This window comes from Kluyvera sp. EC_51 (genome assembly GCF_019584505.1).
Taxonomy (GTDB): domain Bacteria; phylum Pseudomonadota; class Gammaproteobacteria; order Enterobacterales; family Enterobacteriaceae; genus Kluyvera; species Kluyvera sichuanensis.
This window is the reverse complement of the sequence record NZ_VDAG01000010.1, coordinates 89459-108998: the sequence shown is the minus strand read 5'-3', so window position 1 is coordinate 108998 and position 19540 is coordinate 89459. Positions and strand designations below refer to the sequence as shown.

General features: G+C 57.1%; 17 protein-coding genes. 6 read left to right on the top strand and 11 right to left on the bottom strand.

Annotated elements, in window-relative coordinates; genetic code table 11:
- Positions 1 to 5: 5 nt before the first annotated feature.
- The 4 genes from fadD to FHC49_RS04045 form a co-directional block, all read right to left on the bottom strand.
- The gene (gene fadD, locus FHC49_RS04060; RefSeq protein ID WP_220438844.1) at positions 6 to 1691 is read right to left on the bottom strand and encodes a long-chain-fatty-acid--CoA ligase FadD; all 1686 of its coding nucleotides are present in this window, start codon (positions 1689 to 1691) and stop codon (positions 6 to 8) included.
- 207 nt (positions 1692 to 1898) lie between these two features.
- Positions 1899 to 2480 (bottom strand): Slp family lipoprotein, encoded by a 582-nt coding sequence (locus FHC49_RS04055; RefSeq protein WP_185667675.1) that lies wholly within the window; start codon positions 2478 to 2480, stop codon positions 1899 to 1901.
- 40 nt (positions 2481 to 2520) lie between these two features.
- Positions 2521 to 3216 carry a tRNA (adenosine(37)-N6)-threonylcarbamoyltransferase complex dimerization subunit type 1 TsaB gene (tsaB, locus tag FHC49_RS04050; RefSeq protein ID WP_220438842.1) on the bottom strand — a complete coding sequence of 232 codons (696 nt, stop codon included), beginning with the start codon at positions 3214 to 3216 and terminating at the stop codon, positions 2521 to 2523.
- 58 nt (positions 3217 to 3274) lie between these two features.
- Positions 3275 to 5185: an ATP-dependent DNA helicase gene (locus FHC49_RS04045; RefSeq protein ID WP_220438840.1), complete on the bottom strand. Its 1911-nt coding sequence runs from the start codon at positions 5183 to 5185 to the stop codon at positions 3275 to 3277.
- Positions 5186 to 5437: 252 nt separating this feature from the next.
- Here FHC49_RS04045 and FHC49_RS04040 point away from each other — a divergent pair, with 252 nt between their 5' ends.
- Complete coding sequence (locus FHC49_RS04040) at positions 5438 to 5782, top strand: RidA family protein (RefSeq protein ID WP_185667672.1); 345 nt, start codon at positions 5438 to 5440, stop codon at positions 5780 to 5782.
- A 98-nt stretch (positions 5783 to 5880) separates the two neighbouring features.
- Here FHC49_RS04040 and FHC49_RS04035 read toward each other — a convergent pair whose 3' ends face one another.
- Genes FHC49_RS04035 through FHC49_RS04015 form a run of 5 tightly spaced genes read right to left on the bottom strand, consistent with a single transcriptional unit; the run spans position 5881 to position 11229 of the window.
- Positions 5881 to 7023: an alginate lyase family protein gene (locus FHC49_RS04035; RefSeq protein WP_220438838.1), complete on the bottom strand. Its 1143-nt coding sequence runs from the start codon at positions 7021 to 7023 to the stop codon at positions 5881 to 5883.
- Between the two features lie 7 nt (positions 7024 to 7030).
- The gene (locus FHC49_RS04030) at positions 7031 to 8125 is read right to left on the bottom strand and encodes an ABC transporter ATP-binding protein (protein ID WP_220438837.1); all 1095 of its coding nucleotides are present in this window, start codon (positions 8123 to 8125) and stop codon (positions 7031 to 7033) included.
- Between the two features lie 10 nt (positions 8126 to 8135).
- Positions 8136 to 8975 (bottom strand): carbohydrate ABC transporter permease, encoded by an 840-nt coding sequence (locus FHC49_RS04025; protein ID WP_185667670.1) that lies wholly within the window; start codon positions 8973 to 8975, stop codon positions 8136 to 8138.
- A gap of 9 nt (positions 8976 to 8984) precedes the next feature.
- A complete protein-coding gene (locus FHC49_RS04020; RefSeq protein WP_081918560.1) occupies positions 8985 to 9926 on the bottom strand; it encodes a carbohydrate ABC transporter permease in 942 nt (313 codons plus the stop codon).
- A 13-nt stretch (positions 9927 to 9939) separates the two neighbouring features.
- Positions 9940 to 11229, bottom strand: a complete 1290-nt coding sequence (locus tag FHC49_RS04015; protein ID WP_220438835.1) for a sugar ABC transporter substrate-binding protein — start codon at positions 11227 to 11229, stop codon at positions 9940 to 9942.
- 528 nt (positions 11230 to 11757) lie between these two features.
- Here FHC49_RS04015 and FHC49_RS04010 point away from each other — a divergent pair.
- Together FHC49_RS04010 and FHC49_RS04005 are read left to right on the top strand one after the other, a co-directional pair.
- Positions 11758 to 12999, top strand: coding sequence for an alginate lyase family protein (locus FHC49_RS04010; RefSeq protein WP_220438833.1), 1242 nt, complete (start codon positions 11758 to 11760; stop codon positions 12997 to 12999).
- Complete coding sequence (locus FHC49_RS04005; RefSeq protein WP_220438831.1) at positions 12996 to 14999, top strand: heparinase II/III family protein; 2004 nt, start codon at positions 12996 to 12998, stop codon at positions 14997 to 14999. Before FHC49_RS04010 ends, FHC49_RS04005 begins: the two co-directional genes overlap by 4 nt.
- 53 nt (positions 15000 to 15052) lie before the next feature.
- Here FHC49_RS04005 and FHC49_RS04000 read toward each other — a convergent pair whose 3' ends face one another.
- Positions 15053 to 15781, bottom strand: a complete 729-nt coding sequence (locus FHC49_RS04000; protein WP_185667666.1) for a phosphodiester glycosidase family protein — start codon at positions 15779 to 15781, stop codon at positions 15053 to 15055.
- Positions 15782 to 15785: 4 nt separating this feature from the next.
- Positions 15786 to 15971 carry a YoaH family protein gene (locus FHC49_RS03995; protein ID WP_035891624.1) on the bottom strand — a complete coding sequence of 62 codons (186 nt, stop codon included), beginning with the start codon at positions 15969 to 15971 and terminating at the stop codon, positions 15786 to 15788.
- Between the two features lie 90 nt (positions 15972 to 16061).
- Here FHC49_RS03995 and pabB point away from each other — a divergent pair, with 90 nt between their 5' ends.
- The 3 genes from pabB (at position 16062) to sdaA (ending at position 19528) form a co-directional block, all read left to right on the top strand.
- A complete protein-coding gene (gene pabB / locus FHC49_RS03990; protein ID WP_220438830.1) occupies positions 16062 to 17417 on the top strand; it encodes an aminodeoxychorismate synthase component 1 in 1356 nt (451 codons plus the stop codon).
- Between the two features lie 2 nt (positions 17418 to 17419).
- Complete coding sequence (locus FHC49_RS03985; RefSeq protein WP_185667664.1) at positions 17420 to 17998, top strand: CoA pyrophosphatase; 579 nt, start codon at positions 17420 to 17422, stop codon at positions 17996 to 17998.
- Between the two features lie 165 nt (positions 17999 to 18163).
- Positions 18164 to 19528: an L-serine ammonia-lyase gene (sdaA, locus tag FHC49_RS03980; protein WP_185667663.1), complete on the top strand. Its 1365-nt coding sequence runs from the start codon at positions 18164 to 18166 to the stop codon at positions 19526 to 19528.
- Positions 19529 to 19540: the final 12 nt, after the last annotated feature.

Sequence of the window (19540 nt, the reverse complement as noted above, 5' to 3'; positions counted from 1 at the left end):
GTGACTTATCCCTTATTGTCCACTTTGGCACGGGCTTCGTCACGTAATTCTCGTCTTAAAATTTTACCGACGTTCGACTTCGGTAATTCCTGACGAAATTCAACTAGTTTCGGCACTTTATAGCCGGTAAGCTGGCGGCGGCAGAAGGTAATCAACGCCTCTTCAGTGAGGCTTTCATCCTTCTTGACCACAAAAATTTTCACCGCTTCACCGCTGTTGCCGGACGGCACGCCCACGGCGGCCACTTCCAGCACGCCGGTGTGCTGCATCACCACGTCTTCAATTTCGTTCGGATACACGTTGAAGCCGGAGACCAGAATCATATCTTTTTTACGGTCGACGATGCGCAGGAAGCCCTCTTCATCCATTACCGCGATATCGCCGGTGTGCAGCCAGCCGTCTTTGATGATTTCGTCGGTGGCATCAGGACGCTGCCAGTAGCCTTCCATCACCTGCGGGCCTTTCACACACAGTTCACCCGGCTGGCCGGCTGGCACTTCGTTATCGTCGTCATCCACCAGCTTCACGTCGGTCAACGGCACCGGCAGGCCAATGCTGCCGCTGTGGTAGTCGATATCGTGCGGGTTCACGCTCACCAGCGGCGCGCATTCGGTCAGGCCATAGCCTTCCAGCAGATACTGCCCGGTCAGCTTCACCCAGCGTTCCGCCACCGCGTGGTTCACCGGCATCCCACCGCCTGCGGAGAGATGCAGGGTTGAGAAATCCAGCTGCTGGAACTCTTTATTGTTCAGCAGCGCGTTAAACAGGGTATTCACCCCGGTCATGGCGGTGAACGGGTATTTCGCCAGTTCTTTTACCAGCCCCGGAATATCACGCGGGTTGGTGATCAGGATATTTTTACCGCCTAGTTCGATAAACAGCAGGCAGTTCATGGTCAGCGCAAAAATGTGGTACAGCGGCAACGCGGTAATAACCACTTCTTTGCCTTCGTGCAGCAGCGGCCCGTAGGTCGCTTTCACCTGCTCGAGGTTCGCCAGCATATTACGGTGAGTCAGCATCGCCCCTTTCGCCACGCCGGTAGTCCCCCCGGTGTACTGCAGGAAGGCGATATCGTCTGCCTTCACTTCCGGCTTCACGTACTGCAGGCGATAGCCGTTATGCAGCGCGCTGCGGAACGAAATGGCGTCCGGCAGATGATATTTCGGCACCAGTCGTTTGATGTATTTGACCACGAAGTTAACCAGCGTGCCTTTCGCCGTGGAGAGCTGGTCGCCCATGCGGGTCAGGATCACGTGTTTAACCGAGGTTTTGTCGACCACTTTTTCCAGGGTATGGGCAAAGTTGGAGACGATAACAATCGCCTGCGCGCCGCTGTCGTTCAGCTGATGTTCCAGCTCGCGCGGGGTGTACAACGGGTTAACGTTCACCACGATCATCCCGGCACGCAGAATGCCAAACAGGGCGACCGGGTATTGCAGCAGGTTAGGCATCATCAGCGCGACGCGGTCGCCCTGCTTGAGCCCCAGCCCGTGCTGGAGATAAGCGGCAAAGGCGCGGCTGCGCTCTTCGAGCTTACGGAAGGTCATGACTTCGCCCATGTTGACGAAGCCAGGCTGGTCGGCAAAGCGCGTTGCCGAGTGTTCGAACAGTTCCACCAGGGATTGATAACGGTCAGGATTGATCTCTGCCGGGACGTCAGCAGGATAACGGTTGAGCCAAACCTTTTTCAAAGCATCACCTCTAAAATACGTATTCGTCGTCATCGCAACCCCAAATGGTAAACTTTCATTAACATTATATTAACTCAGCGTACCAGTTTAAGAATTAATCAGAATTAAGGTTGCGAAGCGCGTCACTCTTTATTTTTTTTATATCCATTACAACGAAGAAACAGCGGGCTAGCCGCTGTTTCTTTTTTGTCTGCTTTACATCAGATCTTATTCAGTTACGACGTTCCGGACTTCAGCGGGGCCGCTGTTATACCATCCCCAGCCGCCGTAACCGTAATTCCAGGGGCGCGGACCAAACATCCACGGGTCGATAGGCTGCGGCGGCATAACCACCTGCTGAGCCACATGCCAGCGTTTGTAACCCGTCACTTTCATCTGCAGGAAGTTATATTTGGTAGTGCCGACTTTGCCTTCCACTGCGCCAACAATTGGCCCCACCACGGTGACGAGTTGACCACGGAAGTCAACCGGGTCAAGGAAACCGTTCACCTCGGCATAGATACGTCCGCGCGAGGCTTCACCCAGAATCGGGCGCGCGCCGCTATCAAGCGGGACGGTGGCGATTTCCAGACGGGTGTTCCCCTGCTGATTTTCAATGCCGACGACGGTGCCGCCAAAGCGAGCCTCCTGCCCTACGTACAACTGCGGTGCCGCCATGACCCGCACCAGATCCTGCTGCGGCGTTGGGCTACTACCCTGAATGGCATCCGGCACGCTGACGCAGCCGCTTAACGCGAAGGCGATAAGCCCAACGGCGGCTCCACGAATGAGAAAACTTTTACCTGCCATGATGCTGCTCCTGATTTTTACGCTCTCTACCTACTGAGATTCATTCGCGGCCAGGAAGTTTCTTCCACGCAACATTGTTACGCAAATAAACCGGTTCCGCTTTATCCACGGCGACGGTTTTGCCCTGCTCCAGCATGGCGCAAGCGATCGGCAGCATGTCTTCGGCTTCTGGTAACGTTACGTTGCCATCGACCAGCGTGGCGTTCGCGCCCTGTGCCATATCAGGCCATGCGGCCCAACCGGTGCCCACGGTCGCCCATTCACCGCTGAGTTCAGCCAGACGCTGTTGCACCGCTTCCGGTTTCAGCACCGCTTCGCTCTCTTCGCCGTGCCAGATACCGTTTTCATCACGCTGATATTCAGCCCAGTAAACTTCACCCATACGGGCGTCGATAGCCGCCAGCACGCGGGTAGCGCCCTGCTTACGCCAGGCGCCCTGCGCCATGGTGGCGAGGGTCGATACGCCGATCATCGGCAGTTCTGCGCCCAGCGCCAACCCTTGTGCGATCCCAATACCGATACGCACGCCGGTGAAGCTGCCCGGCCCACGGCCGAACGCCAGCGCGTCGAGGTCGGTCAGGCTTACGCCGCCTTGAGTGAGGATATCCTGCACGATAGGCAGGATACGTTGGGTGTGTTCCCGAGGACAAAGCTCGAAGTGGGCACTGGTGTTGCCATCATTCCACAGAGCAGCCGAGCAGGCTTCCGTGGCAGTATCGATAGCCAGAATTCGCATGGTTAGTCGCGCTCTCGATCAACAAAATGGCGCGCATCTTATCACACTTTGCTCTGTATTACCGCGTTGATGACAGCGCCAGGAAACGCGTCGCCCGTCGAATATCACGGGTGCGCGGTGCCGGCGGCAGGCTGGCGAGGAAGGTCGCGCCGTAGGGGCGCATCACCAGGCGGTTGTCGCAAATCACCAGCACCCCGCGATCGTCAACGTCACGAATCAGTCGGCCAACGCCCTGCTTGAGGGTAATCACCGCATCCGGCAGTTGTACCTCTTCAAACGGATCGCCGCCGCGCAGTCGGCAGTCTTCCATGCGCGCTTTCAGCAGCGGGTCATCCGGTGAGGTGAACGGCAGTTTGTCGATGATCACCAATGACAGCGCATCGCCGCGCACGTCGACCCCTTCCCAGAAGCTGCTGGTCGCCACCAACAGAGCGTTACCAGCGCTAACAAATTGCTGAAGCAGCTGGCCTTTGCTGGTCTCCCCCTGTAGCAGTACCGGCAGCGTCATGGTGGCGCGGAACTGTTCGGCGAGGTCGCGCATCATGGCGTGTGAGGTGCAGAGCATAAAGCAGCGCCCGTCGTTAGCCTCAATCAGCGGTTTCAGCATCGCCGCCAGGTGGCGTGCGGCCCCCGGCTGATTCGGCAACGGCAGGTTGCGCGGCACGCACAACAGCGCCTGGGTGGCGTAGTCAAACGGGCTTGGCAGCAGCAGCGATTCCGCCGCTTCAATGCCGAGGCGTTCGGTAAAGTGGTGCAGGTCGTCGTTGACCGACAGCGTCGCGGAGGTAAAGATCCAGCTGCCCGGTTTGGCCGCCATCACCTCTTTGAATTTGTCCGCCACGGTGAGCGGCGTCAGTGCCAGGGTAAAGTGGCGCGAGTTGCATTCATACCAGTAGCTGTAACCAGGCTTGTTGATCTCTTTAAGGCGCTTTAAGCGCGCGCGATACAGGGTTGCGCGTTCGAAAGCGGCATCCAGCAAAGCAGAGCGGCCAAGCGACAGCTTCGCCACGTCGTAGCAGAGTTCCAGAGCATCATCGAGCAGCAGCAGCGAGCGCTGCACGGCAGTTTCCGCCAGCAGTTCACGCAGGTTGCCACGGTAGCCGGGGTCGCCCACCTGCAGGCGGAAATCCTGGGTGGCCTGCGCCAGACGGTCGGCGCACTTTTGCAGTTGCTGGGTATCTTTCAGTTCGGTGCGATAGGCAATGACCACGTCTTTGGCAAGGTCCAGCAACTGGCGGCTGGAGAGCGACTGACCAAAGTACTGGCTGGCGATATCCGGCAGCTGATGGGCTTCATCGAAGATCATCACGTCGGCCTCGGGAATAAGCTCGCCAAAGCCGCTCTCTTTCACCACCATGTCGGCAAGGAACAGGTGATGGTTGACGACCACCACGTCGGCATCCATCGCCTTCTTACGCGCCTTCACCACGAAGCAGTCCTGATACTGCGGGCAGTCGCTGCCCAGACAGTTATCGTTGGTGCTGGTGACCAGCGGCCAGGCCTGGGAATCTTCCGCCACGCTAACGCAGGTGCTGATGTCACCGTCTACGGTCTGGTTAGCCCAGCTGCGCAGCAAAATGACGTCGCTGATGGTTTGCACCGGCAGGTCGCCGCCCGCCATCGCCTGCTGCTCTAAACGTTCGAGGCAAAGGTAGTTTGAGCGCCCTTTCAGCAGTGCCAGCTTGCCGGTAAAGGTCAGCGCGGTGGCGACGGTCGGCAGGTCGCGGCTGTAGAGCTGATCCTGCAATGCCTTAGAGCCGGTAGAGATAATGGTTTTTTTCCCGGAGCGCAGCGCGGGCGCCAGGTAGGCGTAGGTTTTCCCGGTCCCAGTCCCCGCTTCCACCACCAGCGGCTGGCCGTTATCAATCGCCTTCGCGACGGCGTGCGCCATCTGACGCTGCGGTTCACGCGGTTTAAAGCCGGTTATCGCCTGCGCAAGCTGGCCATCTTCTGCAAAATCGTCCGTCACGTTACCCCCTGGAAAAATTCCCAGTGATTATACACTAAATAATTCGAGTTGCAGGAAGGCGGCAAGAGAGTGAATCCCCAGGAGCGTACATAAGTACGTGACTGGGGTGAATGAACGCAGCCAACGCACATGCAGCTTGAAGTATGACGTGTATATGTCAGGCGAACCCCGCTTATGCCAGCCGAAGTCGTGACGCGGCGTCGACAATGTGGCAGTCTTAGCGCGTTTACGTGATGTTAAAAGGAAAATGAAATGACAATTGTACGTATTGATGCCGAAGCCCGTTGGTCTGATGTCGTTATTCATAACAATACGCTGTACTACACTGGCGTACCGGCAAACCTGGACGCCGATGCGTTTGAGCAAACGGCAAATACGCTGGCGCAGATTGATGCGGTGCTGGAAAAACAGGGCAGCAATAAGTCGCGCATTCTCGACGCCACCATTTTCCTGCCGGACGGCGACGATTTCGCCGCCATGAACAAAGCGTGGGATGCGTGGGTAGTCGCCGGTCACGCGCCGGTGCGTTGCACCGTGCAGGCGAAGCTGATGAACCCGAAATATAAGGTTGAGATTAAGATTATCGCCGCGGTGTAAATCGGTAAATTGTGCCTTCCCGGAGTCGGCGCAGGCGCCTCGTCCGGGCTACATGTTGGGTAGCCCGGCCAAGCGCAGCGCCGCCGGGGGACGCTCTTCTACAATCCCGGACACCACATCAGCTGCTCTTTTAACTGCAGCGTCTCCTGCGGCAAGCACTTCAGCACGTCCCGATAGCTCAGCGACTGCTTCGCATAACCACGCTGCGTCTGCAGCAGCACCCGCAGCGCGCTATCCCAGACAATGCCCTGCAAATCGCTATACGGCCACAGATCCGGTTCGCGGATAAACGGCACCAGGTAATCAATCCCCTGCTTCACTCCGCGTCCGTCGCGAATGTGGTTCCAGCGATCGAACTCGACGTGCTCGGCGTAACGGTTGAGCAGCAAATGCGCCTCAAGGTTGAACAGCGAGTAGTGGAACGGAATGGTACGCTCCAGCTCCATCGTCTGTTTGCCGTCCTGATCAATCTGCGCCGCCATACGCTGGGTGATCCCCTGCTCAATAATCCGCGCCACCAGCCCCTTATCGCCGTAGAACAGCGCATTGACTGCGCGCTGGGCGTCGTACCAGGTGCCGTGGTTATTGTGCCAGACGTATTCGGAGTGGCCGATATCGCTGTAGTACATCCAGTGGTTAAAATCGCGGAACCACTGGTGCAGGCCGATGATATCGTCGGTATCCAGCACGCTGGCGGTGTTAATCAACCCGATAGTATCGACCACCATCCACAGCAGGCGGGTGTCGATAAGCCCGGTTCCGCGCCCGGAGACCACGCCGGGGATCGCCTGGCCGTAGTTCAGATGCGGGTTCATGCGCGTGTCGCCATCGAGGAACCAACAGCGGATCTGCACCGCTGCCGCCTGCGCGTACTGGCGCTGACCGGTGAAGTACCATGCCAGCCCCAGCGTCAGGCAGCGCTCGCACATGCGGATAATGCGCGAAGTGTCGGTATCGTTATTTTCGCACTGCGGGTTGATATGCCCGTCGCGGCGAATGTAGGGCAGCCCGTTGGGCCGCCGCGGGTTGGGCCACCAGTAGGTGCCCAGGCTGTAGTAATCGTGCGCGTCGCCGCTCGCCGGGCGTAGTTTCTTGTGCACTACGCTTTCCGGCGGCTCGCGCTTAAGCATATCCGCCTCAGCCACCAGCTTGCTCAGGGCCAGCTGCAGCGGTGAGAACGGCTGCTTCAGGCCCGCGCGGGCGTTTTCCAGACAGGTTTCATCAAGGGTGTACAGCTTCATCGCCACCTTATTGACCCTCCAGGCACGCTATGCGCAGACCGCTTTGCGCATCGAACAGATGCACGCCGGAGAGCTTCGGCTGCAGCCAGATAGTGTCACCCTCTTTCACCGCCAGACGCTGCTTAAACACCGAGGTAAATGCCCCACCGCCGGTATCGCAGAACAGCTGCATATCCGAACCGGTGTTCTCCACCGCCGTGACCTTCGCCGCCAGCGCATCGTCGCGGGCTTCGTGTACCACGTTGACCTGTTCCGGGCGAATGGCGTAGACCACCTGCTGGCCGTCGGTCACCTGTAGCCCTACCGGCAGCGCCAGCAGCGATCCATCTTTCAGGCGCAGGCTGGTGCTATTTCCGCTGAGCACCACCTCCCCCTTCAACTGGTTAATTTCCGGCGAGCCGATAAACCCGGCAACGAACAGGTTGGCCGGCTGGTCGTACAGCTCCAGCGGCGTGCCCGCCTGCTCAATGCGCCCGTCTCGCAGGACCACGATCATCTGCCCCATGGTCATCGCTTCAATCTGGTCGTGGGTGACGTACACCGAGGTGGTTTTCAGACGACGGTGCAGCTCGCGAATTTCACCGCGCACCTGGGTACGCAGCTTGGCGTCGAGGTTCGACAGCGGTTCATCGAACAGGAATACCTGCGGCTTACGTACAATGGCGCGCCCCATCGCCACGCGCTGACGCTGACCACCGGAGAGATCTTTTGGCAGACGCTCCAGCAGCGGCTCTAGCCCGAGCAGCGCCGCCGCTTCATCAACTTTCTGTTTGATTTCCGTTTTCGGCAACCGCGCCATCTTCAGCGCAAAGCCCATGTTTTCGCGCACCGTCATCTGCGGATAGAGCGCATAGCTCTGGAACACCATGGCGATATCGCGCAGCTTCGGTTCAACCTCGGTGACATCACGTTCGTTGATGTGCACTTCCCCGGCGGAAATCTCTTCCAGACCGGCAATCATCCGCAGCAGCGTCGATTTCCCGCAGCCGCTCGGCCCCACCAGCACGCAGAACTCGCCGTCAGGGATAGTCAGCGACACATCTTTAATGACGTGAGCATCACCGTATGATTTGCGCACGCTATTTAATACAACAGATCCCATCGGTAACCCCTTATCCTTTGACCGCGCCGGACATGATCCCGCGGTTGAAATGTTTTTGCAGACCCAGATAGACGATGATGCTTGGCAGCATCGCCAGTAGCGTAATGGCGATAAAGATGTTCGGCGTGATGCTCTCATCGGTACGCAGCGTGCCGAGGATCACCGGAATAGTGTTCAGGCTGTCCTGGTTCACCACAATCAGCGGCAGCAGGTACTGGTCCCAAATCATAATGAAGCCGAAGGTCACTACCGTACCCAGCGCTGGTTTCACCAGCGGCAGAATGACGTGGAAGAAGATCTGCCACTCATTCGCTCCGTCGATACGCGCCGCTTCTTCCAGCTCTTTCGGAATGGCCGACATAAACTCGGTCAGCACGAAGATGGAGAAGGCCCAGCCCACCACCGGTAAAATCATCCCGAGGTAGCTGTTGTACAGCGACGCATCGATAAACGGCAGTCGCCAGTTGATTATCATGTACAGCGGAATGGCGATAACCTCTTCCGGCAGCATCATGGTGGATAAAATCACCAGGCTGACCAGCGCCACGCCGCGAAACTTCTTACGGGCCAGAGCATAGGCCGCCAGCGCGCTGACCGACACCTGCAGGATGGTGCCGAAGAACACCACCAGAATGGAGTTCAGCAGATACTGCCAGACGCCGATATCCATCCACGCGAAGATGAAGTTTTCAAACGAGAACTGATTCGGCCAGGCCAGCAGTTCGCCCGGCTTGACCGGCGCGCCGCTAAAGGCGGTAGCCACAATGCCCCAGAACGGTCCGACGAAGACAATCAGCAGCAGCGCGTAGATGCACCAGCGCCCAACGGTATCCCAACGTTTACTCAACATCACGGCTCCTTAGTAACGTGCGATACGTTTTTTCAGCGTCAAATGACAAATGGTTAAGATAACGGTGAAGGTGAACAGCAGGAACGACACCGCCGAGGCGTAGCCGTAGTCAAACTGTTCAAAGCCCAGCTTATAGATATGGGTCATGACCATTTCCGTGGCGTTAGATGGCCCTCCGCCGGTGGTGGCATACACCTCGGCAAACACGCGGAAGCCACGAATAAAGGAGAGCATCAACACCACCGACAGCGCCGGGATCATCCCAGGCAGCGTCACGTAGCGCAGACGGTTCCACCAGTTGGCGCCATCAACGTTCGAGGCGTCGTACAGGTCACGGCTGATACCCGCCAGACCGGCGATAAAAATCACCATGTTGTAGGGCACCGCTTTCCAGATATGCAGCAGCATGATGACCCCCAGCGCCTGATCGGAGCTGGCAAGGAACCCCTGATCCGCCACGCCAAACCAGCTGAGAATGTGGTTCACCACGCCGTTCGGAGTTGGGTTGAACAGAATGCGCCACATCTCGGCGACGATCGCCGCACTGGTTACCGCCGGTAAGAAAATCGCGGTACGAATAAAGCGCAGATGGCGCGCCGGGCCTTCCAGCAGCATGGCGAGGAAGAACGCGAGTATTGCGGCGGCAAACATCGTCACCACCACGTACAGCAGCGTATTCACCACCGCCGCGTGCAGTTCCACGTCAGCAAAGGCGCGGGTAAAGTTGTCGAACCCGACCCACTCGTCCGGCTGATTAAAGTTGACCTTGTAAAAGCTCATCACCAAACCCTGAATCATCGGGATGAACTTAAACCAGCTAAAAATAATCAGCGCGGGTGCCAGGAACAGCCACGGAATCAGCGCCCGCTTGCGTTTAGCCGTCAGCCAGCCGGTCGCGTCAGGCGAAGCGGCTTGCTTTAGCGGCGCGGACTTCGTCTCATGCAGCGTCATTACTTACTCCCTCTCACTTAGCCAGCACGTTTTGTTTTTCCAGCTCGGCGTTGACCTTCACGTCGATGGACTTCAGCTCAGCGCTGATATTGCTATTACAGTCGGCGAAAATACGGTTGAAGCCGTCGGCTGCCACCTGACGCACCGGCGTCCAGTTTGGAATTTGCGGCACATAGCGGCCCTGCTCGTTATACAGCCTGGCGAAGGTTTCCCAGCGCGCGTCCTGGTAAACGGCTTTGACATCGACGTTTTTGTTCACCGGCAGACGCACCACGGGAATATGCTGACTGCCTTTACCCATGCCGATCTCCTGGCCTTCCTGTGAAATCATAAATTCGATAAATTTCTGCGCCGCCTCTTTCTGCTTGCTGCTCTTCATCATAAAGACGGTGGTCCCTTCAGCGAGGGTGGCTTCCCCTTTCGGCCCAACAACCGGCACGATGTCGAAGTTGTTTTTGCCTGGGTCTTTATCAAACAGCGCGATGTGGTAAGGGCCGCTGAAGAACATGCCGCTCTGACCGGAACGGAACGATGGGATAACGTCGGCGGTGGTGGCGTTAATCGCCCCCGGCTGGGTCACTTTTTCGCACATCATGGTGCGCATAAAGGTCATCGCCTGAGCCACTTCTGGAGTATCGAGCGAAGCGCTGAATTTGCCGCCGTTCTCTTTGACGAAATCACCGCCCGCCTGCCAGATAAAGCTGCTCATAAACCAGCTGGCGTAGCCGCGGGTGGTAGAGGCAGGCACGATAAAGCCGTAGGTGTCGTTTTTACCGTTGCCGTCCGGGTCCTGGGTGGTGAAGGCTTTGGCCAGCGTCTGGATATCATCCCAGCTTTTTGGCAGCGGCAGACCCAGCTTCTCGCGCCAGTCTTTGCGCACAAACAGCGCGAAGGTTTGCGCAGAGGTTGGCACGCCGTAGTATTTGCCGTCGATATAGCGGGTGCTGTTCCACGCGGTCTGGTACAGCTGGTCGCCGCCGCTGATGGCTTTCGGGTCAATTTCGTCGGCAATGCCAAGCTGAATAAACTGGCCGAGTGAAGCGGCATCGTTGAAGATCAGATCCGGTAAGGCATTACCCGCCGTGGCTCGCGCCAGCCGCTGTTCGAAGTCGGTGGTGGCATTGAAGTACTCAATCTTAATGCCGGTCTTCTCTTCGAACTTCTCGGCTTCTTGCTTGTAGATATTTTTGGAGTCGTTGCTCGCACGGATCCAGACGTTCAGGGTGGTGGCGGCGTAGCTTTGCCCGATACCCAGTCCTAGAGCAGAAAGCAGTAATAATGAGCGTAATTTATTCGCAGACATGATTGCATATCCTTTATTGTGTAGGGCACAAAGATAATTAAATTCTCACAAAATGCATTTCCGTGATCTGGATTAACATTTTGCGGTAAATACAACATGCGTAAAAAATTATTTCCGAACATTAAATAGAAATATATTTTCCAATACAACCACACAAAAAAGAAATCGTATTTCAGAAACAGAAAAGTTGAACGAGATCACGCATGAAAGTGACGATAAAAGTGACATAAAAATTTTATCATTAAAATTCAATGAATTAACATTTTGTTTATTTTTTTGATAAACTCAACAAAATAAGAAAAACGGCTAAAAACGTGAACTACGCCACAATAAATGCGTCATTTTTTATTCAACTTGATAACCATGATGAGCATCACAAAAAAAATCACTTTGTCTTTTACACTGCACGCCAACCTATTTATGAATGCGTTATCTTTTAATTAAATCGCCTGCTTTTAGTGTTGTTAAAATACGCTAAAGGCAAAATTCTCTTGTTATCTTTTCTCTATTTGCAGAAGGGTTATCACTATGAGTTCAATACATCGCCGTGGAATATTAGGCATTGCGCTACTCTGCTCTGGGTTCAGCGCTTCGCTGTATGCTGCAGAGCCTTATACGCTTGATGGCAACGATCTGGCGTTCAGCCGCGAACAGATTGCGGCCAAAGACCCGCTGTTCTTACAGGCGGAAAGCGCGCTGTTGAAAAAAGCGGATGCTGCGCTGAAACACCCGCTCTATTCGGTGATGGATAAAACGCTAGTAGCCGCCAGCGGTAATAAGCATGACTACTACAGCTTCCCGCCTTACTGGTGGCCAAACCCGGAGACCAAAGATGGCCTGCCGTACATCCGCAAAGATGGTCAAACCAACCCGGACGCCAACAGCGATGCCACCGATAAAAATCGGCTGGTGAAGATGAGCAACGACGTCTCTACGCTGGCGCTGGCATGGTACTTCTCGCATGACGACCGTTACGCCCAGAAAGCGGCCAAACAACTCAAAAGCTGGTTCCTGGCCCCGGAAACCCGCATGACGCCAAATCTGCAGCACGCTCAGGCTATCCCGGGGATCAACACCGGCCGCGGCATCGGCATTATCGACAGCCGCGCGCTGGTTGACGTGGTGGATGCCATTGCCCTGCTGCAAGCATCCGGTAAGTTAAGTGATGCGGACGTGACCGAGCTGAAAAAGTGGTTTGGCGATTTCTATCACTGGATGACCACCAGCCAGAATGGCTTTGAAGAAGAGAACTGGCACAACAACCACGGTACCTACTTCGATATGCAGGCGGCGACCTTTGCGCTGTTCAGCGGCAAGCCGGAAGAGGCCAAAAAGCGCCTGTATGTCACCCAACTGCGCCGTATTGCCGGGCAGTTTGACGTTGAAGGCCGCCAGATGGCCGAACTGGAGCGCACTCGCCCGTGGCACTACAGCAACTTTAACCTCGACGCTTACAGCCGCCTGGGTCGTCTGGGTGAAAAAGCCGGGGTCGATATCTGGAACTTTACCCTCGACGATCACAGCCTGCGCAAGAGCTACCAGTACATCGCCGGTTTTATCAACAGTGACACGCCGTGGCCGTGGAAAGACCTCGACAAAATGGATGACAAGAAAGCGTTGCGCAACATCGCCACCGCCGCCCACGCATGGCCGGACGACGCGCTGTTCCGCGAAAAAGCGCGCTGGCTGCGGGCGAAATATCCCGACGATATCACCACGCTCACTGCACCGCTTACCGCGTCTTCAGAGGTCAGGGAAAACCAAAAATGAGACAATTTTCTGGGCTATGGCCGGAGATCGCCGCGCGTGCTGTCGGCGAACAGGGCCTGATTCAACAGCTCGTGAAGGATGCACAACCGATGCTTGACGCCGCTGTGTGCATCCCGCAAACCGGGATCGCTAGCTGGAATCTCTACTATTTTTGCCCGCACCATGGGGTGCGGCTGACCTGGCAGCCAGACTCACCTCACCACCACGCTTGCCCGGTGGAGGGTGAGGTGTTCAGCGGTGAACCGTGGGACGGCGCCTGGTGGCGGGAAATGAACGGTCGTAACGCCAGTGCCTGCCAGCAGTTGGGCCTGCTCTGGCAGCTGACCGGCAACGCCGCGTACCGCGATAAAGTGCGTACGCTGCTGATGGGTTATGCGGATGTTTACCCTGACTACGCGGTGCACGGCGATATTCCGCATAATGGTCCTGGTAAAATGAACGCCCAGACGTTGTGCGAAGCCAACTGCATTCTGGATATGGCGCTGGGCTATGACTTTATTGCCGAGAGCCTGACGGCGGGCGAGCGTCAGCATATCAGCGACAATCTGTTGCGCTGTGCGGCAACCTTTTTATGCGAACACCGCAGCCCGCAGATCCATAACCACGAGGTCAAAATCGGTGCCGCGCTGGGGGTGCTCGGTTTTGTGCTGGAGGACAACAGCCTGCTGGAGTTTGCCGTCAACGCGCCTTACGGCCTGCGCTGGCAGCTTGAACATGGTCTGCTGGCGGAGGGGATGTGGTTTGAGGGTTCCATCCATTATCACTATTACGCGCTACAGGGATTCTTTGCCTTTGAGAAGCTGGCGCACGGCACCCGCTGGAGCTTGATTGATGGCCCGTGGTACCCGCAGATGCTGCGCTTCCCGCTTGAGCTGCTGCTGCCGGACGGCACCTTCCCTCGCCTTAACGATTGCCTCGCCGGTCAGGAGAAGCTGCATCATCGGGATCTGTACGAATTTGCCTGGTTTATCTGGCGCGACCCGCGCTACGCAGCGGTGCTGCAGTTTACTGCCGGTGAGCCTGACGAGCGCGAAACGCTGCTCTGGCGTCATCAGCCTCTGCCTGAAACGCACCTGGATTTGATCCCGCAGCAATCGCTGTACGCACCCGGTGCCGGGATCACGCTGTGGCGACGCCCGCAACAGCAGCAGGCGGTATTGATTAAACACAGTCCGTGGGGCGGTGAGCACGACCATTATGACCGCCAGAGCCTGATGCTATGGCAGGGCGACGGCTGGCTGCTGCCGGACCTCGGTACTACCGGTTACGGTGCCAGGATGCACTACGACTATTACAAAAACAGCGCCACTCACAATACGCTGACGGTTAACCAGACCAACCAGCCCCCCGCCAACTCTGAGGTGCTCGGTTGGCACATGGGCGAGGAGTACCTGTGGCTGGATACCGAAACCGATTGGGGAAAACCACCGCCGCAGCTAAACAGCCACACCCGCGTGGAGTGGGACGTTGAGGCCTGGCGCGACGTGCGTTTTCGCCGCCGTCTGCTGTGGCTGGATGACGTGTTGATCGATCTATCGACGGTAGAAAACCCGCACCGCCAGCAGCTTGACTGGACGCTACATCTGGCGGCCGATGCGCTGGACCAGAGCGGCAAGCCGCAGCCCTTCTCGCTCAGCGGCCCGCTGCGCGAAATGCGCAACGCGACCGTCACGCCGCTGCACGGCTGTCAGCCGCGCCATTTCTCCCATCAGGGCGACACCTTTGCCCTATGGCTGTCGGGTGACGGTGAACTCTGGCAAGGGCTGGCGGCCGATAACCCGGCCATCAGTGATTTGAGCTATCTGGTGTTGCGCAACCATCTGCCGCAGGCGCGTTTTGTCTGTCTGTGGGATTTGGCGAAGCAGTCGCCGCTGACGGAAGTGAGCGTGCATCACACCGCTATAGGCACGCAGCTGACCTTCTGGCGTGGGGAGCGAGTGGCGCATGTCACGTTGTATGACGATCCTGCGCTGCGGCCTGAGTTCGTGGGGCGAGCCTGATATTTGTCATGTAGGCCGGATGTGGGAAGCGCCATTCGGCCTCTCCCCAGAACTCAGCGTTTTTCCACGGTAATCATGGTAACGAAAGGATGGTACTGCCAGGGGACACTACTCCCCTGCTGGTACATCTTCGAAATGGTGCCGTCGAGATAAAGCATCTGCCGCACATCAAGGCGCGATTTCGCATAGCAGGTGAAATCATAAAAGTTGGTTTCCCGCTCGCTCAGCATAAACACCACCTTGCCTTGCGCGGTGATCCCTACGCCGTTGCGCAGCTTGCGCGAACTTGCTGACGGCTTCAGCCGCCAGTTAATGACCCCGTTTTCAATCAGCATCGGGCCGGACTGCACCGCGTAATCCATGCCTTTGGTGGATTTCAGCTTATCGAGGCTAACTATCCCCGCGCGATCGCCGCGAAGGTAAAAAACGCCGCCGGGTTTGATAAAGAAGTTCCCACCGCCGGAAGCGCGGTTTACTGCCACCCTTTGCTCTCCGTTTTCAATATACAGCCCAAGGGGAGCGTAGGCTTTGTCGTAGATGCCACCGTTCATCGCCATGCGCACACGCCCGTCGCCGTTGATCTCGGACAGCAGCGCGCGCAGCGAACCGTACGCTTTACCGTTGGCTTTTTGCCAGTACATGGCGATGCGTTGATGTTGGGGATCGGCGGTATAGCTTTGCAGCGTCAGGCTGGGATCGGTGAGCCGACATGTATTTTCCGCTGCTGCCGTTAAGGGCGCTGCCATCAGCGTCAGCAGCAGCGGTATTGAACGGATGAACATGACGTTACTCGTCTTCGTCTTCATCCTCAAAGCGAGCGACAATACGTTCGCCGGTGTGGGTAGCACGCAGCTCTTCAGCCACCAGCGCGATCGCCTGACCGCTTGCCATCCCCTGCGACATCAGTTCCTGAATACGCTCGACGGCTTTCTGCTGCTGTTCATGGCTTAGTGAAGGTAATCCTGCAAACATCATTGACTCCTGCTACATTGTGGGCGCTTATTATTTCATGCTGCCCGAACATTCACCAGAGGCAGTGCAACAAGGCTGGACAGAGAAACAATGTTACCCCCTTCAATGATGACGCTTCCCTGGCGACAGGATGCCGCAGAACACTACTTTGCCCCGTTAAACGCCTCGCCCTGGGCGATGATGCTGCACTCCGGCTACGCGGACCATCCGCACAGCCGCTACGATATCGTGGTTGCCGACCCTCGCCAGACGCTGGTGACGCACGGCGACGTCACTACCGTGAGTCATAACGGTAGCGCCGTAGTCTCCCATGACGATCCCTTAACGCTGTTACAGCAGGCGATGGTTCGGCTGAACATCAGCAACAAACCGCTGGCCGATTTGCCCTTTACCGGCGGTGCCGTTGGGCTCTTTGGCTATGATTTAGGCCGCCGCTTTGAGACGCTGCCCGAGCAGGCGCTACAAGATATCGGCGTCCCGGACATGGCGGTGGGCATTTATGACTGGGCGTTGATCGTTGACCATCAGCGTCAGGTTGTTACCCTGCTGTGTCACGGTGATATTCACGCTCGCCTGCGCTGGCTGCAGGAACAAACCAGCCCGACAACGGCGCCGTTTGCCCTGACCTCTGGCTGGCAGTCCAATATGAACCGCGCGCAGTACGGTGAGAAATTCCGCCAGGTGCAGGCTTACCTGCAAAGCGGCGACTGCTACCAGGTCAACCTCGCCCAGCGCTTTCAGGCGCGCTACGAGGGTGATGAATGGGCGGCATTTGTGCGGCTGAACCGCGCCAATCGCGCGCCGTTCAGCGCGTTTCTACGATTTGAAGAGAGCGCCATTCTGAGCCTCTCGCCGGAGCGTTTTATCCAGCTTGAGCAGGGGCAGATTCAGACCCGGCCGATAAAAGGCACCCTGCCGCGCCTCGATTCCCCGCAGGCGGATGCCGAACAGGCTCAGCGGCTGGCGAACTCACCGAAGGATCGTGCAGAAAATCTTATGATTGTCGACCTGATGCGCAACGACATTGGTCGCGTAGCGGTGCCGGGCAGCGTACGGGTGCCGGAGCTGTTTATCGTTGAGCCGTTTCCGGCGGTGCACCATCTGGTCAGCACCATCACTGCACAGTTGCCGCCAACACTGCACGCGACCGATTTGCTGCGCGCAGCGTTTCCCGGCGGCTCCATTACCGGCGCACCGAAGGTGCGGGCGATGGAGATTATCGATGAGCTGGAGCCCCATCGCCGCAACGCGTGGTGCGGCAGCATTGGCTATCTCAGCGCCTGCGGCAATATGGACACCAGCATTACCATTCGTACGGTCACGGCGACAGACGGCACGCTTTACTGCTCGGCGGGCGGTGGACTGGTGGCCGACAGCGACGAAGATGCGGAATATCAGGAAACATTTGATAAAGTGAATAGAATCCTACAACAACTGGAGTCCTGACCATGCAAGAGCGCGCGCTGAACCTGGATGACTTTCTCTCCCGCTTTCAGCTGCTTCGTCCGCAGACGACGCGTACGGCGTTAAACGCCCGACAGGCCGCGGTATTGATTCCCATCGTGCGCCGTCCTGAGCCAGGGCTGCTGCTGACGCAGCGTTCCGCGCGCTTGCGCAAACATCCCGGTCAGGTCGCCTTTCCCGGCGGCGCGGTAGACAGCAGCGACGCATCGCTGATTGCCGCGGCGCTGCGTGAGGCACAGGAAGAGGTCGCCATTCCTCCGGAGTGCGTGGATATTATCGGTGTTCTGCCGCCGGTCGACAGCGTGACCGGCTTTCAGGTCACGCCGGTGCTCGGCGTTATCCCACCGGATCTGCACTATCACGCCAGTGAAGATGAGGTGGCATCGGTGTTTGAAATGCCGCTTGCCGAAGCTCTGCGTCTGGGGCGCTATCATCCGCTTGATATTCATCGCCGCGGCAACGCACATCGCGTCTGGCTCTCCTGGTATCAGCACTATTTTGTCTGGGGCATGACCGCCGGTATTATTCGTGAGCTAGCGCTACAGGTGGGCCTTAAACCCTGACTATACTTACCTTGATGACCAGGGGTTCAGCATTAGTAAAATCAACGCTACGCATTAATTAAATTCATGTGAATAGTTAAGCTGGATTTCAGGTTCCCTCATACACTATGCGCAGTTATTACATCGTTGCCGCAACAACGTGGCAACCCTGTCAGGAGTGTTAAAGTGATTAGTATATTCGACATGTTTAAGGTGGGGATTGGTCCCTCATCTTCCCATACTGTAGGGCCGATGAAGGCTGGCAAACAGTTCGTCGATGACCTGGTCGAAAAGGGACTGATTGATGACGTGACGCGCGTTGCCGTGGACGTCTACGGTTCACTGTCCCTCACCGGTAAGGGCCACCATACCGATATCGCGATTATTATGGGTCTGGCGGGCAACCAGCCGGATACCGTCGATATTGATGCCATCCCGGCATTTATTCGTGACGTAGAAGCGCGTGGCCGTCTGCTGCTGGCGCTTGGCCGCGTCGAAGTCGATTTCCCAGCCGAAAGCGGCATGCGTTTCCACAACGGTAATCTGCCGCTGCACGAAAACGGCATGCAGATAACCGCCTGGGCAGGCGAAACGCAACTCTACAGTAAAACCTACTACTCTATCGGCGGCGGCTTTATCGTCGATGAAGAGCATTTTGGCAAAGCGGACAGCAGCGAAGTCCAGGTTCCTTACCCGTTCGCTTCAGCCACCGAAATGCTCAACTACTGCAAAGAGACCGGCCTGTCGCTTTCAGGCATGGTGATGCAGAACGAACTGGCGCTACACAGCAAGAAAGAGATTGAAGAGTACTTCGAGAACGTCTGGCAAACCATGCGCGCCTGTATTGACCGCGGCATGAATACCGAAGGCGTGCTGCCGGGGCCGCTGCGCGTACCGCGTCGTGCTTCCGCGCTGCGTCGTATGCTGGTTTCCAGCGACAAGCTCTCCAGCGATCCGATGAACGTCATTGACTGGGTGAACATGTTTGCGCTGGCGGTGAACGAAGAGAACGCTGCCGGTGGCCGCGTGGTTACCGCACCAACGAACGGCGCCTGCGGTATCGTTCCAGCGGTACTCGCCTATTACGACCACTTTATCGAGTCCGTCAGCCCGGATATCTACATTCGCTACTTCCTGGCCTCCGGCGCCATTGGCGCGCTGTACAAGATGAACGCCTCTATCTCCGGTGCCGAAGTGGGTTGTCAGGGTGAAGTGGGCGTGGCCTGCTCAATGGCGGCGGCTGGTCTGGCTGAACTGCTGGGTGCCAGCCCGGAACAGGTATGCGTCGCGGCGGAAATCGGTATGGAACATAACCTCGGTCTGACCTGCGACCCGGTTGCCGGTCAGGTTCAGGTGCCGTGCATTGAGCGTAACGCCATTGCGTCGGTTAAGGCGATTAACGCCGCGCGTATGGCGATGCGTCGTACCAGCGAGCCACGCGTTTCCCTCGATAAGGTCATTGAGACCATGTACGAAACCGGTAAAGACATGAACGCCAAATATCGCGAAACTTCGCGCGGCGGTCTGGCCATTAAGGTTCAGTGCGACTAATACGCCTAATCA

What these genes read in the sequence shown, in the direction of transcription:
- pabB (WP_220438830.1), top strand. Translation starts at nt 16,062, where the DNA reads ATGTTACCCCCTTCAATGATGACGCTTCCCTGGCGACAGGATGCCGCA.
- FHC49_RS04040 (WP_185667672.1), top strand. Translation starts at nt 5,438, where the DNA reads ATGACAATTGTACGTATTGATGCCGAAGCCCGTTGGTCTGATGTCGTT.
- FHC49_RS04015 (WP_220438835.1), bottom strand. Translation starts at nt 11,229, where the DNA reads ATGTCTGCGAATAAATTACGCTCATTATTACTGCTTTCTGCTCTAGGA.
- FHC49_RS04000 (WP_185667666.1), bottom strand. Translation starts at nt 15,781, where the DNA reads ATGTTCATCCGTTCAATACCGCTGCTGCTGACGCTGATGGCAGCGCCC.
- FHC49_RS04030 (WP_220438837.1), bottom strand. Translation starts at nt 8,125, where the DNA reads ATGGGATCTGTTGTATTAAATAGCGTGCGCAAATCATACGGTGATGCT.
- FHC49_RS03985 (WP_185667664.1), top strand. Translation starts at nt 17,420, where the DNA reads ATGCAAGAGCGCGCGCTGAACCTGGATGACTTTCTCTCCCGCTTTCAG.
- FHC49_RS04020 (WP_081918560.1), bottom strand. Translation starts at nt 9,926, where the DNA reads ATGACGCTGCATGAGACGAAGTCCGCGCCGCTAAAGCAAGCCGCTTCG.
- FHC49_RS04035 (WP_220438838.1), bottom strand. Translation starts at nt 7,023, where the DNA reads ATGAAGCTGTACACCCTTGATGAAACCTGTCTGGAAAACGCCCGCGCG.
- FHC49_RS04010 (WP_220438833.1), top strand. Translation starts at nt 11,758, where the DNA reads ATGAGTTCAATACATCGCCGTGGAATATTAGGCATTGCGCTACTCTGC.
- FHC49_RS04055 (WP_185667675.1), bottom strand. Translation starts at nt 2,480, where the DNA reads ATGGCAGGTAAAAGTTTTCTCATTCGTGGAGCCGCCGTTGGGCTTATC.
- FHC49_RS04005 (WP_220438831.1), top strand. Translation starts at nt 12,996, where the DNA reads ATGAGACAATTTTCTGGGCTATGGCCGGAGATCGCCGCGCGTGCTGTC.
- tsaB (WP_220438842.1), bottom strand. Translation starts at nt 3,216, where the DNA reads ATGCGAATTCTGGCTATCGATACTGCCACGGAAGCCTGCTCGGCTGCT.
- FHC49_RS04025 (WP_185667670.1), bottom strand. Translation starts at nt 8,975, where the DNA reads ATGTTGAGTAAACGTTGGGATACCGTTGGGCGCTGGTGCATCTACGCG.
- FHC49_RS03995 (WP_035891624.1), bottom strand. Translation starts at nt 15,971, where the DNA reads ATGTTTGCAGGATTACCTTCACTAAGCCATGAACAGCAGCAGAAAGCC.